The organism is Candidatus Accumulibacter propinquus (assembly GCF_056856495.1).
The window spans coordinates 557,548-571,455 of record NZ_JBSEHC010000002.1; the positions used below are offsets into that span (position 1 = coordinate 557,548).

9 protein-coding genes are annotated in these 13,908 nt (G+C 61.2%); 5 read left to right on the forward strand and 4 right to left on the reverse strand.

The genetic code is table 11. The annotated features are described in order from the left end of the window. From hisS to AC15MQ_RS04940, 5 genes are all read left to right on the forward strand, one after another. On the forward strand, positions 1-1,296 hold the full coding sequence (hisS, locus tag AC15MQ_RS04920) for a histidine--tRNA ligase (RefSeq protein WP_287671516.1): 1,296 nt from the start codon (positions 1-3) through the stop codon (positions 1,294-1,296). Continuing rightward, positions 1,296-1,982, forward strand: a complete 687-nt coding sequence (locus AC15MQ_RS04925) for a YfgM family protein (protein ID WP_483079494.1) — start codon at positions 1,296-1,298, stop codon at positions 1,980-1,982. Before hisS ends, AC15MQ_RS04925 begins: the two co-directional genes overlap by 1 nt. Then, positions 1,982-3,124: an outer membrane protein assembly factor BamB gene (gene bamB / locus AC15MQ_RS04930; protein ID WP_332336149.1), complete on the forward strand. Its 1,143-nt coding sequence runs from the start codon at positions 1,982-1,984 to the stop codon at positions 3,122-3,124. The genes AC15MQ_RS04925 and bamB overlap by 1 nt, the downstream gene beginning before the upstream one ends. Beyond that, the gene (gene der / locus AC15MQ_RS04935; RefSeq protein ID WP_287651737.1) at positions 3,121-4,581 is read left to right on the forward strand and encodes a ribosome biogenesis GTPase Der; all 1,461 of its coding nucleotides are present in this window, start codon (positions 3,121-3,123) and stop codon (positions 4,579-4,581) included. The genes bamB and der overlap by 4 nt, the downstream gene beginning before the upstream one ends. A gap of 335 nt (positions 4,582-4,916) precedes the next feature. Further along, complete coding sequence (locus AC15MQ_RS04940) at positions 4,917-5,456, forward strand: low molecular weight protein-tyrosine-phosphatase (protein WP_287651738.1); 540 nt, start codon at positions 4,917-4,919, stop codon at positions 5,454-5,456. 33 nt (positions 5,457-5,489) lie between these two features. Here AC15MQ_RS04940 and AC15MQ_RS04945 read toward each other — a convergent pair whose 3' ends face one another. The 4 genes from AC15MQ_RS04945 to AC15MQ_RS04960 all read right to left on the reverse strand — a co-directional run bounded on the left by AC15MQ_RS04945 (position 5,490) and on the right by AC15MQ_RS04960 (position 13,865). Then, positions 5,490-6,107 carry a hypothetical protein gene (locus tag AC15MQ_RS04945; RefSeq protein WP_332336150.1) on the reverse strand — a complete coding sequence of 206 codons (618 nt, stop codon included), beginning with the start codon at positions 6,105-6,107 and terminating at the stop codon, positions 5,490-5,492. After that, positions 6,080-10,693, reverse strand: a complete 4,614-nt coding sequence (locus tag AC15MQ_RS04950; RefSeq protein ID WP_483079495.1) for an EAL domain-containing protein — start codon at positions 10,691-10,693, stop codon at positions 6,080-6,082. The genes AC15MQ_RS04945 and AC15MQ_RS04950 overlap by 28 nt, the downstream gene beginning before the upstream one ends. Before the next feature lie 282 nt (positions 10,694-10,975). Next, positions 10,976-12,805, reverse strand: coding sequence for an IS1634 family transposase (locus AC15MQ_RS04955; RefSeq protein ID WP_483079496.1), 1,830 nt, complete (start codon positions 12,803-12,805; stop codon positions 10,976-10,978). A gap of 181 nt (positions 12,806-12,986) precedes the next feature. After that, positions 12,987-13,865, reverse strand: coding sequence for a dienelactone hydrolase family protein (locus AC15MQ_RS04960; RefSeq protein WP_483079497.1), 879 nt, complete (start codon positions 13,863-13,865; stop codon positions 12,987-12,989). Positions 13,866-13,908: the final 43 nt, after the last annotated feature.

The window sequence follows — 13,908 nt, forward strand, 5'->3', positions numbered from 1 at the left end:
ATGACTCCGAAGATCCAGTCGGTGCGCGGGATGAACGATATCCTGCCCGACGAGGCCGAATTCTGGGACCTTTTCGAGGAAACCATCCGTTCGTGGCTCAAGAGCTATGGTTACCGCCCGATCCGCCTGCCGATCGTCGAGCCGACACCGCTGTTCAAGCGCGCTATCGGCGAAGTGACCGACATTGTCGAGAAGGAAATGTATTCCTTTGTCGATGCGCTCAACGGCGAAGCACTGACATTGCGTCCCGAAGGTACCGCCGGCTGCGTACGCGCCGCCATCCAGCACAATCTCGTGGCGCAACAGCCGCAGCGGCTCTACTATATGGGCCAGATGTTCCGGCACGAGCGACCGCAGAAAGGGCGTTATCGTCAGTTTCATCAGGTCGGCGTCGAAGCGCTCGGCTTTTCCGGCCCCGACATTGATGCCGAACAGATCCTGATGGGCGCGCGTTTGTGGGGCGACCTCGGCCTCGACGGCGTAGCGCTGCAAATCAACACACTGGGTCAGGCGGCCGAGCGGACGCGCCATCGCGCCGAGTTGATCAGCTATTTCGAGCAGCACGGCGAACTGCTCGACGAAGACGCCAGACGACGCTTGCACAGCAATCCGCTACGTATTCTCGACAGCAAGAACCCGGCGCTGCAGGAGATCATTCGCGGCGCACCCAGGCTGATCGACCATCTGGGAGCGGAGTCGATGGCGCATTTCGAGAGCGTGCAACAGGTGCTGCGCGATGCGGGGCAGCCCTTCGAGATCAATCCACGCCTGGTGCGTGGTCTCGACTACTATAACCTGACCGTTTTTGAGTGGGTCACGGATCGGCTGGGAGCGCAAGGGACAGTCTGTGCCGGTGGGCGTTACGACGGCCTGGTGCAGCAACTGGGCGGCAAGTCGGTTCCGGCCTGCGGTTTCGCCATGGGTGTCGAGCGGTTGCTGGCGCTGCTTCGCGAGGCCGGTGGAGAAACCACTGCAGCGGCAGTGGACGTCTATCTTGTGCATCAGGGCAGCGCTGCTTCGCGTCTCGCGGTACGGGTCGCCGAGGGGCTACGTGATCAGGGCATCGACGTGCTGTTCCATTGCGGTGGTGGTGGCTTCAAGGCGCAGATGAAGAAGGCCGATGCCTCGGGGGCGAATTTTGCCGTGATCATCGGCGACGACGAGGCAGAAGCCGGCGAGGTAACGCTCAAGGCCCTGCGCGCGAATGGGGAACAACCGAACGAGCAGAAGCGGGTCAGTGTCGATGGCCTTGCCGACGCAATCATGGGTTCTATTTTGGATTGGGAAGAATCGTAATGGCTACTTACGACCTCGAAGAACAGGAACAAATTGCCGAAATCAAGGCTTGGTGGCAGCAGTACGGCAACCTCCTGGCCGGCATCGTGACTGCGGCAGCGATCGTCGTTGTCGCCTGGCAAGGCTGGAACTGGTATCAACGCAATCAGGCGGCACAGGCCTCGATGGTATACGGCTCACTACAGAAAGCGGTTCGCGACAACGATCTGCAGCGCATCAAGGCAAGCAGTGGCGAACTGCTTGAAAAGTTTGGTGGCACGGCCTATGCCCCAATGGCCGCCATGACCACTGCCAGGATGCTGTTTGCTGCCGGCGATGCCAAGACCGCCAAGCTGCAGTTGCTGTGGGTAGTCGAGCATGGCCAGGATGAATGGCGTGAACTGGCACGTTTGCGCCTGGCGACCTTGCTGCTTGACGAGCAAGCCTACGACGAGGCGCTCAAGCAAGTCGATGGGGCTGTCAGCGGCGGTTACGCTGCGCGATTTCAGGACACTCGCGGCGACATTCTTGGTGCCCAGGGCAAAAAGGTCGAGGCGCGTGCCGCATATCAGGCGGCACTGGCGAAACTCGATGAGGCCGATCAACAATCCGGCAGGAGTGAAAGCACGCTACCGGATCGACAGGCGAACGCCGCCTATCGTGAAATCCTGCACCTGAAGCTGGATGCGCTCGGGGAGTCGAACTGATGCAGCGGCGCATGCTGGCAGCAGTCTGCTTATCTGCCTTGCTGGCCGGCTGCTCGACACTCGACGCCCTGAATCCGTTTGCGAGCAGTGGACCGAAGATGGCCGAACTGCAGCCGATCCAGGCGAGCGCTGAAGTGCGTGTGCTTTGGAACAATACTGTCGGCAAGGCAGAGGAACTCACCTTCGTCCCGGCGGTGGTGGATGCTTCGGTTTACGCGGCAGCTCGGGACGGCACGGTCGCCCGCTTCGACGATGGCCAGCAAGTCTGGCGGATCAAGCTGGAACAGCCGCTTTCGGGTGGCGTCGGCGCGGATGAGCGACGGTTCGTGGTCGGTACCGCCAAGGGTGAGATCCTGGCCTTTGCCACTGCTGACGGCAGCCCCTTGTGGAAAGCCAGGGCCAGCAGCGAGATCGTTGCCCCGCCCCTGGTCCGCGACGGGTTGGTGATCGTGCGCAGTGGCGACCATCGCCTGGCGGCTTATGATGCCGTCGACGGTAAGCGCAAGTGGATCTATCAACGACCGAGCACGCCGCTGTCGCTGCGCGCGACCGCCAGTCCGGTGCTGGTCGAAAAGTACGTCTTTGCCGGTTTCCCCGGCGGTAAACTGATTGCGGTAAGTGCAGAAAACGGGGCTCCGCTGTGGGAGGGAGCGGTGGCACTGCCGAAGGGAGCCACCGAACTCGATCGCGTTGCCGATGTCAGCAGCATGCCGGTCATTGATGCGCGGATGATCTGCGCGGCTGCTTTCCAGGGGCGCGTTTCCTGCTTCGATCTGGGCAGCGGCAGCCTGGTCTGGGCGCGCGAGATCTCGTCTGCCGCCGGTTTGGCGATCGACAGTCGCTTCGTTTACGTGTCCGACGACAAGGGTGCCGTGCATGCGCTCGACAAGGCAAGCGGTGCCAGTCTCTGGAAGCAGGACAAGCTCTTCCTGCGCCGGCTTACGGCGCCGATGCCGCTGCGCAATCTGGTTGTCGTGGGCGATGTGCGCGGGGTCGTGCACTTCCTGAATCGCGATGACGGCTCCTTCGTGGCCCGCTTGCCAACCGACGGCAGCCCGCTGCGCGCGCCACTGCAGCGCTTGGGATCCAATCTGCTGCTACAGACCAGTAACGGAAGCGTGCTGGCAATCGAGGTGCAATGAAGCCGAGCATCGTTCTGGTCGGACGTCCCAATGTCGGCAAGTCGACACTCTTCAACCGCCTGACCCGGACGCGCGACGCGCTGGTGGCCGACCTTCCGGGCCTCACGCGTGACCGTCACTACGGTCATGGCAGGCTTGGCAGCAAGCCCTATCTGGTGATCGATACTGGTGGCTTCGAGCCGCTGGCCAAAGACGGCATCATGTACCAGATGGCGCGCCAGACCGAGCAGGCGATCGACGAGGCCGATGTCGTGGTGTTTGTCGTCGACGGCCGCAGCGGGGTGACCGCGCTCGACAAGGAAATTGCCAACCGCTTGCGCAAATCCGGGCGGCCGGTCCTGGTGGCGGTCAACAAGTCCGAAGGCATGAGCCAGGGGATCGTCGTCTCGGATTTCCATGAACTCGGTCTCGGCCAGCCGCTGGCGATCTCGGCGGCGCATGGCGAGGGTGTGCGGACGCTGATCGACGAGGCACTCGATCCGTATTCTGAACAGGTGGAGGGCGAGGCCACCAGTGACGTGGTGAAGGTGGCCATCGTTGGCCGCCCGAATGTCGGCAAGAGCACGATGATCAACGCGCTGCTCGGCGAAGATCGCGTCATCGCCTTCGATCAACCGGGAACGACTCGCGACGCCATCCATGTCGATTTCGAGCGCGGCGGCCGGCGGTATACGCTCATCGATACCGCCGGTCTGCGCCGTCGCGGCAAGGTGTTCGAAACCCTGGAGAAATTTTCGGTAATCAAGACGCTGCAGGCGATCGAGGACGCGCAGGTGGTGATTCTGGTGCTTGACGCACGCCAGGACATCTCCGACCAGGATGCGCATATCGGCGGTTTCATTCGCGAATCCGGCCGCGCGCTGGTCATCGCCGTAAACAAGTGGGACGGCCTCGATGCCTACACCCGCGAGCAACTCAAAGGCGCTCTCGAAAATCAGTTGTCGTTCATCGATTTCGCGCGTTTCCACTATGTGTCCGCGCTCAAGGGGCATGGGCTCGAAGCGCTTTTCCGTTCGGTCGATGCGGCCTACAAGGCGGCAACTGCCGACCTGCCGACGCCGAAGCTGACGCGTGCCCTGATCGACGCGGTCGCCAGACAGGCGCCCCCGCGCAGCGGTCTGTTCCGACCAAAACTACGCTACGCTCATCAGGGTGGCAGGAACCCGCCGTTGATCGTGATCCACGGCAATGCCCTGGACAAGGTCCCGGAGTCGTACCGACGCTTTCTCGAACATACCTTCCGGGAGGTTTTCCAGTTGCAGGGGACGCCACTGCAAATCCAGTTCAATGTTTCCAGCAACCCGTTTGCCGACAAAAAACCGCCAGAACAGAACCGTCGCAAACCGAAGCCGGTCGACAAGCCGAAAATTGCCGGCAGAAGCGTGGCCAAGCCCAAGCCCGGAGCAGGCGCCGCTTCTGGCGCAACCAAGCCAAAAACCCCGCCGCGCTCGCGTTGATGGGCGGCGCAAGGGTGTTGGCCCACGACACCGAGTGGTTTTCGCGAAGTGGCGCGCACCGGGCGGCGGTGTGCATGGCGATTGCTGGCTGCTTATCCTTGTGTGCCGTGGCTCTCTGCGCTACCACCCTCATATAGGCAACTCCGATGTGCCCCGCAGTGCGGCCGAAAGGTAAATTTGCCGCTGCGATGTTGCGCTGCCTCTCTTTTCGACGGATGATGAAGCCCTCGTCGGAATGCATCGAGGGTCGGCAAGCGTCAGGCTAAAGGCGGGTGGCTTGGTTGCCGGTGAGGTGCAACTGAACAAGATCAATGTACGTATCTGGAAAAGGAAAGGTGATCAAGGTTCTATTTGTTTGTATGGGAAATATCTGTCGCTCGCCGACCGCAGAGGGCGTATTTCGTCACATCCTGCGACAGAAGAACCTCAGCGACCAGGTTGAGGTGGATTCGGCCGGAACGCACGGCTATCACGCCGGCGAAGCGCCGGATCAAAGAACGCAGCGCGCCGCAGCCATTCGCAACTACAATCTGTCGGAGATGCGCGCCCGCAAGGTGGCGGCCCAGGATCTCGACTACTTCGATCTGATTCTGGCGATGGATCACAACAACCTCGGGGTTCTGAAGCGCATCTGTCCGCCGGACAAGCACGACCGCCTGGGTCTGTTGATGAGCTACTCGAAGAACTTCGACGACGATGAAGTGCCCGATCCGTACTACGGTCTTGGGCATGGTTTCGATCTGGTCCTCGACATGATCGAAGACGCCGCCAATGGTCTCGCGGAAAGCATTGAGCAACGTCTCAGGGATGCGGCAAACTCAGAGACTGCCGACGACGATTCTGCCCAGTTGGACGAGTTGGACAGCACGGCCTGAGCGGCTACGCGTTCATCTGCGGCTTCTAGCGCCCTATGCTCCGATGCCCCGTCGCGCCATGCACTCGGGGCAGACGCCATACACCACCATCAGCGTCGCGCCAGCATCCCGCGGCAAGCGGCCTGCGCGGACGGCGTCGTCGACTTCGCTCCAGGTTTGCCCCACACGCACGCGGTTGCAGATGCTGCAGCGCTTGATAAAGTTCGCGGCAGCGCCGCTAGCAGTGCTCTTGAAGGCCAGCGGGTAGCGATACGGTTCCGAACGGAGCTGGCGGTGACAGACCTCCAGCACGCCTTGCGCTCGCGGCACGACGGTCATTTCCATGCTGCGTTTGAGTTGTGGCGAGTCGCAGCGGTATGGGCGCCGGATGATGTACTTCAGCGTTCGCGCCGACATCAGCATCGTGCGCACGAACATCAGGGTCACGTCGCCGGTGATGAAGTCGTCGAGCCGGCGGCCGATGATCCGCCTGGAGATAATCTGTTCGCCACCATTGTCGAGAGCGACGCGATCCCAGTCACCACTGACCGCTATGATCGCATTGCTCGCATCAAGTGTATAACTCAAATCCATAATGGCCGTGTCAGCGGCGTCGGCAGGGCGGTCGGCCTCCTTTTCTTCCATCAACTCAGGGTGCGGGAGCGCAGCCATTCAGCAAAGACATCCGGTGGCAGGGGGTGGGCATAGAGATAGCCCTGGCCGTTGTGGCAGCCGGAAGCATCGAGTTCGCTATGCTGATCGACCATTTCGACGCCTTCGGCGACGACGCTCATGCCGAGGTGGCGCGCCAGTGAGATGATCGCCGAGCCAATCGCCCGATCATCGGCGCTGGTCGAGATGCCGTCGATGAAGCTGCGCGCGATCTTGAGTTCGTGGATCGGGAAGCGTTTGAGGTAGGACAGTGATGAAAACCCGGTTCCGAAATCATCGATGCTGATCATCACACCGAAAGCAACCAGTTCGGCGAGCATCCGTTGGGCGCGATCGAAATCCATCAGCACGCCTTCGGTAATTTCAATGCACAGCCGCTGCGGTGCGACGCCATGCGCGTTGACGATGCGCATCAGGTCGGCGGCCATGCCCTCCTTGCGGAAGTGCCGGGCCGAGATATTGACGCTGATACGAACCGGCGGCAGTCCGTCCTGATCCCAGGCGACGATCTGCCGACAGGCCTCACCCAACACCCACTCGTCAATGGCCACGATCAGATTGCTTTGCTCGGCGACCGGAATGAAGACCACCGGTTCCACCAGTTCCCCGTTGCAGTGCCATCGAACCAGAGCCTCGGCGCCGACCACCGTGTGGTTCTCCAGTTTGATCTGCGGCTGGTAGTAGATGAACAACTCCTTGTTCTCGATCGCTCGTCGCAGGCCCGTCTCCAGTGCCAGCCGCCGCGTCGCCTGGTGGGCCAGGTCGGCGGTGAAGAAGCGGAAGGCGTTCTTGCCGTGATCCTTGGCCCGATACATGGCCGAGTCGGCATTGCGCATCAGCGCGTTGGCATCGGACGCATCCTCGGGGTACATGCTCAGACCGATGCTGGCACTGATGAAGCATTCGTGCTCGTCAAAATGATAGCTGGCACTCAAGGCGCTGAGCAGGCGCTCTGCGGTCAGTGTCGCCTCGCGGCGATCGGCGGTTTCGAGCAGGACCACAAACTCGTCACCCCCCAGGCGGGCGACGGTGTCTTCGGCGCGCACGCAGTCGAGCAAGCGCATCGCCGCCTGTTTGAGCAGCTTGTCACCGGTGACATGGCCGAGGGTGTCGTTGACCACCTTGAAGTTGTCGAGATCGATGAACACCACGCCGATGCTTTCGCGCGAGCGCTCGGCACGCGCCAGAGCCAGATGCAGGCGGTCATTGAACAGCGCACGGTTGGGCAGCCCGGTCAGTTCATCGTGTGTCGCCAGGTATTCGATACGCTGCTGTGACTCGCGCACCTTGGTGATGTCACTGAACATGCCGACGTAGTTGACGACCTTGCCATTCTTGTCCTTGACCGTATTGATCGACAACCATTCGAGGAAATGCTCGCCGTTCTTGCGGCAATTCCAGATCTCACCCTGCCAGACGCCGAGGCGGTTGACGCGGTCCCACATGTCGACGTAGACCTCGGGCACGGTTCTTTCCGAGCGCAGGATGCTCGGTTTCTTGCCGACGACTTCCTTTCGAGGGAAACCGGTCAGGGTGGTGAAAGCGTCATTGACGGTCAGAATGCGCTGCTCGGTGTCGGTGACCATGACGCCTTCGGAAGCGCGCTCGAAAACCATCGCCGCCAGCCGCAAACGTTCTTCGGCGCGCTTGCGGGCGGTAATGTCGGTGGCCTGGAAACACAAACCGGTGATTGCACCGTCGTCGTCGAAAAGCGGAAAGCGCACGGCAAGGAAATGACGATCGCCACCGGCCAGCGGCAGCGCCTCTTCGCGCTCGATTTCCCGGCGCAGACGCATCGCCTCGATCTCGCTGTCGCGGAACAGATCGCACACGGCTTCGGGAAAAAGTTGCCGATCGGTCTTGCCGATCGCCTGTCCGGCCTCAAACCCGAAGGTCTGCTCGAACTTGGGGTTGGCAAACTGGTAACGCCCGGAAGCGTCCTTGACCGCCATCAGCGATACCGAATTGTTCATTACCGCGAGTAACCTGATCTGCGTTTCGCGCGCCGAGCGCTCGATTTCGTAGAGGCTGGTGTTGTCGGTAAAGAGCATGATGACTCCGGCAATGCGTTGCGTGTCGCGCAGCAGCGGAGCGATGTGCAGTGCGTAGTGGCGACGGTTGGCATTGACGATCTGGCGGTCGAGTGCATTCTGGGTGTCGATCACCTTCTGACTGTCGGCCACCAGATCCGGCATGTCCGGGGCCAGAGGCAGATCCCGCAGATGACGACCGACTTGAGCCGCGCCCAGTTTGAAGAGCCGTGCAGCACCGCTGTTGAAGCGCAAAAGGCAGGCATTGCGGTCAAGCACCAGCAAGGGATAGTCGACACTGTTCTGGATACACTCCAGTTCGATATTGAGTTCCTGCGTTTCAGCGGTCTTGATCTGCAGTTCTTCGTTGACCGTTGCCAGTTCTTCGTTGGTCGATTGCAGTTCTTCGTTGGACGCTTCGAGTTCCTCGTTGGAGGCCTGCATTTCCTCGTTTGAAGCCTGGATCTCCTCGTTGAGTGCCTGCATTTCCTCGTTCGAGGTTTCGAGTTCCTCGACCAGCGTCTGCAAGTGTTCGCGCGTGGCCGCCAGTTCGTCCTCGAGTTCCTTGTCGGTGACGTTGGTGCTGTCCTCGACGGTGTTCTTGCCTGCCGGCGGTGCGATCCACTCGATGCAGACCATGAACAGCGCTTCATTACCGGCAGCCAATACCGGATGCACCGAAAGGCGGACGCCGCGATTCGGGTCGAGCGCCTTGATGTGCCGGGGACGTCCGGGTGCCACGGCCTGTTTGACTTGCGCCTGGCGCATCAGGACCTGCACTTCGGTGCGCAACTCGCGACGTATCAGCGCGATCAGGTCGAAGGCCGGTCGGCCGGGAGAAACGTTGAGCAGGCGGCTGGCGTCGCCATGGATATGGCGAATTTCGAACTTGCTGTTGATCAGGATGCTGGTCGGGATGAAATGGCGCCCGGCGGCCTCGAGCAGGATGTTTTCGAAACCTAGCGGCGTTGTCGGCTTGCTGACGCGCTGGTGCTGGTTGAGGCCCGCGGCAGGGAGTTGCATCTCGGAACGTAGCAGCGGCAGACGAGCGCCGACGCCATGACGACGGTAAAGTCGACCTTCCTTGTCGACCACGCCGAACAGCGCCTCCTGCTGGAAGATGCCTTCGGACTTGCCGAGGAACAGGTAAGCACCAGGGTTGAGGGCGTAATGAAACACTGACAGCAACCGTGCCTGCAACTCGCTCTGAAAATAAATCAGGACATTACGGCAACTGACCAGATCCAGGCGAAGAAAGGGCGGGTCCTGCACCAGATCCTGACGGGCGAAGATCACCACGTCGCGGAGATTCTTGTTGATCTCGTAGCGGTCGCCGTGCGGTGTGAAGTTGGCACGCAGGCGGGCGCGGTCCATGTGTGCCAGGCTGGACGCGGCAAAAACGCCGCGCCGGGCCAGCGCCATGGCATCCAGGTCAATGTCGGTGGCGAAGATCTGCAGCCGATATTGGTCGAAAGAGGCACCCAGACGTTCGGAAAACAGGATGGCCAGCGAATACGCCTCCTCGCCGGTGGCGCAGCCGGCGACCCAGACGCGGATGTCGTCGCCTGGTTGCTTGTTGGCGAGAATGTCGGCCACGACCTTGTCGAGCCGAAGAAAAGCTTCGGTATCGCGAAAAAAGGCGGTGACCGAGATCAGAATGTCCTTGCACAGCTTGTCGAGTTCGACCGGCGTCTGGTCGACCACCTGCAGGTAATCGAGCAGCGTGCTGACGTGGTTGGCAGCCATGCGCCGCTCGATGCGCCGCCACAGGGTCGGCTCCTTGTACTGCGAGAAATCCACCTTGGTACGGGCGCGAACCTTGCCGAGCAGCGTTTTCAGCGTCGCCGGGGCGCTCGCCGCCTGTGTGGCGACAGGAATCAGGCCGCGGTTGAGGACGATCAGGCTGATCTCGGCGCCCATGTTCTCGGGTGGTAGTATCCAGTCCACACTGCCGGTGTCGATTGCCGACTGTGGCATGCCATTGTATTTGGCGGTTTCGGGGTCCTGAGAGAATGTGAATCCACCCGCCGCCTTGATCGCATGGATACCGGCCGCACCATCCGAACCGGTACCGGAGAGGATGATGCCGATAGTCGATTCGCCGACCTCTTCGGCGAGCGAGGCAAAAAATCGGTTCACCGAAGGCTTGGGCAGCGATTCGCGCGCCGGTTCGACGAGGCGGAAATGTCCGGCCACCAGCGTCAGGTTGCGATTCGGTGGGGTGATGTAAACCGTGTTCGGCTCCGGCAGCATGCCGTCCTCGATGTCCCGAACCGGCATCGTCGTCTCGCGACCGAGCAACTGCGACATCATGCTGCGGTAGGTCGGCGACAGATGCTGAACCACCACGTAGCTCAGCCCGAGATTCTTCGGCAGGCCCGGCAACAGCAGTCTCAGTGCTTCCAGACCGCCGGCCGAGGCGCCGATGCCGACAATGAATGGCCGTTCGTCGTTCCTGACCGGATGGGCCTCGTCGCCATGGGCCTTGGCCGCGGGCAACGGCGGTCGTGAAACACTGCGCCGCTTTTTGGGTTCTTCTGCGTTGCTGATGGTCATCGTATTGGTAGTTCTGCCCTGTAATGCACTTCGCGTCTCGTCCAGGCTGGAAGGGACCGACGCTGGACGGCCGTCGGAAAACCCAGCAGTGGACCTGTGTCTTCCAGATCTGGTTCCCCTTCAGGCCGGCGGGGGCGTCGCAGGAACTCTTCGGCTCAGCTCGGGCGGCAACGCATTGTATTCCTAACCGAGGTTTAACATGCTCAAAAAAACATGCTTAAGAATCAATGTAGTGCGGTGCAAAGAAATCTCTAATGGCACAACAAGCCCGTAATTTCGGGGTCAGGTGATGAGTTTCTTCGTCCCTCCTGGTGTGGGGTTGATGCCCAGGGCGCGATAGATGGCCATCAACTCGGGCTCAGCGACGGTTGCCTTGCGAACATTGAGGGTACGGCCATCGCGCTGGCGGAAGGTGGCGGTGACCCGGCGCTGCACCGAGAGGGTCTCACGCAGGGTCGCCCAACTATCGGTGATCCCCGCGGCCTTTAACTTTACCCGCAGGAACTGTACGCACTGGTAGGCCAGCACGGTGATGAAGAGATGGCCGTCTGAGCGGTTCTCCTTGTGGTGATAGACCGGTCGCAAGCCGAGTTCGCTCTTCAGACTACGAAAGACGCTCTCGAGGTCGGTGAGCATCGTATAGGTGCGCCAGAGCCGCTCTTCATCCCACGCGAGTTCGTTGGTGCGCAAGCAATAGACCCCCGGATGGGTGGCCATCGTGCCGTTGACCGGGGTTTTCTGCCAAGTGAGCCCGGTGACGATTTTTCCGGAGTCATCGGTGGCAAGGTCTACCGTGAAGTGCTGGCTGGCGCCGCCGCTTTTCTGCTTGAGTCGGCCGACGCGTTCAAGTAACTTGTCGTGGCGTTTCTCGCAACGAGGCTTGTTCAGGCCCTCGCTGATTTGCTGCAACCCGGCTTCGAAACGCTGGCTGGCCTTGGCGTGCATCGCCTCTTCCTTGAGCTGGCGACTCGGAGAATGGCAATGCAGGAGCCGTTCTTTGCCGTCCTGGCTGACCTCCTTCTGCAGATGCAGTGGCTCCTCGGCAGCCGTCTCGATGGTCACCGAGCAGGTCTCGTCGAACTGGCGTGTGCCCCCGCGACGAACCACCAGATAGCGGTACCCGTGTTCGCCGAGCCACGTGATGTTGGCCTCGGTGGCGATGCCTGCGTCCATGACCACCAGCGCCCCTGCCGGGGCGTCCAGTGCGGCCAGCATGCCGGTCAGTGTGCTGCCCTCACTCACGTTGCCGGCGAAGGTCTGTGAGCGCCGCACAAAGCCGCTGCCGTCAAGCACCAGACCGAGGGTCACCAACGGGCAGTCGCTGCGCTTCTCTTTCGAACGCCCGCGCCTGGCCTTGCGATTGCCACTGACTTCGCCTTCGAAATAGGTGTTGGTCAGGTCGTAGAGGGTGACCGTCTCTGCCAGGTCAAAGAGCGTCTGAACGCTGCTGAACAGACGCGTTTCAATCTCCTCCCGATGCTTCATCAGGACGTCCGAAGCGCGGTACAGGCTCATGTGTGACATCGTGGCGAAGTCGACGTCGATCAACTCACCCAGGGCACTCTGCCGCACCAGCCAGTTCCAGGTCGCCAGTTCAGAGCCGGGCCGCCCCATTCTCCCGATCAGATTGCCGATAATCGCCGCACGCACGACGCCACTAACGCCCAATGCGCTCAACGTGTCGATCAAACCCAGTTCAGTCAAGGCAAAGAGTCCCACCTGTTCCACACCGACCGAACGGGGTTGTGTCAGTTGCAGCGAGTCGACATCGACTTCCTGGAAGTCCGCTAACGGCCGCAAATTTCCAGCGTCAGCGGCCGCCGGCTCGACGGCCGGCGCGCGCGCCACCAGTTGCCCGGCATAGCGCTGAGCGGCACGCTCGATAGGCTCAGCGCATTGCAGCGGCAGCAGCGCTTGCTGAGGATGAAGCAGGTGCTCGATGCGGCTACACAGGGTCGGCCAGTCTTCCTGCTTGATCGCGAAGTTTCGCCCGAGGTTCAGGACAGTGATCTGCCGCACCTTGCCCCCGACGCGCTCGCCGCGCACCAGCCGATAGGTGAAGTACCCCTCGCCGGTCGCCTGGTTGTTGGTCCGTGTCCGTCGAATAAACATGCTCACGATCGTACAACAAAAGCAAGGGAAATTATGGGTTAACGACAAACAATTATGGCACAACAAAAGGCCGGCAAAAACCACTACATTCTAAATCAACACGTTAAATTTCAAGCTGACCCGAAAACACCATATTATGACCTTGGGGTGTTAAACTTCGGCTAAGCGGCATCTGCCGGAATCAGACGCCGTGCTGTTTGAACCAGGCCTGCAGGCGGCGCCAGCCATCTTCGGCCTCGCTCTTGCGGTAGCTCGGCCGGTAATCGGCATGAAAAGCGTGCGGGGCCTGCTCGTAGACGTGTATCGTCGAAGCCTTGCTGGGCGGATTGGCAGCCATGACGAGAGCCTTGCGCATCTGCTCCAGGCTGTCGAGCGGGATTCCCTGATCGGCTCCTCCGTAGAGTCCCAGCACCGGCGCGTACAGTCTGGCGGCGATGTCGATCGGCTGTTTCGGGGTCAGTTCGCTGGACGGACCGACGACCCGGCCATACCAGGCGACACCGGCCTTCAGATGTGGATTGTGCGCCGCGTACAGCCAGACGATGCGTCCTCCCCAGCAGAAGCCGGTGATCCCCAGGCGACCGACGTTGCCATCGTGCGCTTTGGCCCAGGCCACGCAGGCGTCGAGATCGGCCATCACCTGGGCATCCGGGACCTTGCTCACCACCTTGTCGAGCAGTTCCTGGACGTTGCTGTACTGGCGCGGGTCGCCCTGACGGGCGTAGAGTTCTGGCGCGATCGCCAGGTAACCGAGTTTCGCCAGCCGACGGCAGATGTCCCTGATGTGTTCATGCACCCCGAAAATCTCCTGTACCACCAGAATCACCGGCCACTGGTTACCCTGCGCAGGCTGCGCGCGGTAGGCCGGCATCTCGCCACCGGCCGCAGGAATCTTGATCTCGCCGGCGTTGAGGTCGACGCTGTCGGTGCTGATCACGCTCTGCGCCGCCACCGGTTGCACCGACAGGGCAAAGCCGGCGCCCAGGGCGCTGACCATGAAGCTGCGGCGGCTGAATGGAACGGCGGGCACAAGGCTGTCAAAATCACTGCTGCGGCTCATGAATATCTCCCCTCTGATGAATACGTCGATTGTGTATCATGGC

What these genes read in the sequence shown, in the direction of transcription:
- hisS (WP_287671516.1), top strand. Translation starts at nt 1, where the DNA reads ATGACTCCGAAGATCCAGTCGGTGCGCGGGATGAACGATATCCTGCCC.
- AC15MQ_RS04925 (WP_483079494.1), top strand. Translation starts at nt 1,296, where the DNA reads ATGGCTACTTACGACCTCGAAGAACAGGAACAAATTGCCGAAATCAAG.
- bamB (WP_332336149.1), top strand. Translation starts at nt 1,982, where the DNA reads ATGCAGCGGCGCATGCTGGCAGCAGTCTGCTTATCTGCCTTGCTGGCC.
- der (WP_287651737.1), top strand. Translation starts at nt 3,121, where the DNA reads ATGAAGCCGAGCATCGTTCTGGTCGGACGTCCCAATGTCGGCAAGTCG.
- AC15MQ_RS04945 (WP_332336150.1), bottom strand. Translation starts at nt 6,107, where the DNA reads ATGGCTGCGCTCCCGCACCCTGAGTTGATGGAAGAAAAGGAGGCCGAC.
- AC15MQ_RS04950 (WP_483079495.1), bottom strand. Translation starts at nt 10,693, where the DNA reads ATGACCATCAGCAACGCAGAAGAACCCAAAAAGCGGCGCAGTGTTTCA.
- AC15MQ_RS04955 (WP_483079496.1), bottom strand. Translation starts at nt 12,805, where the DNA reads ATGTTTATTCGACGGACACGGACCAACAACCAGGCGACCGGCGAGGGG.
- AC15MQ_RS04960 (WP_483079497.1), bottom strand. Translation starts at nt 13,865, where the DNA reads ATGAGCCGCAGCAGTGATTTTGACAGCCTTGTGCCCGCCGTTCCATTC.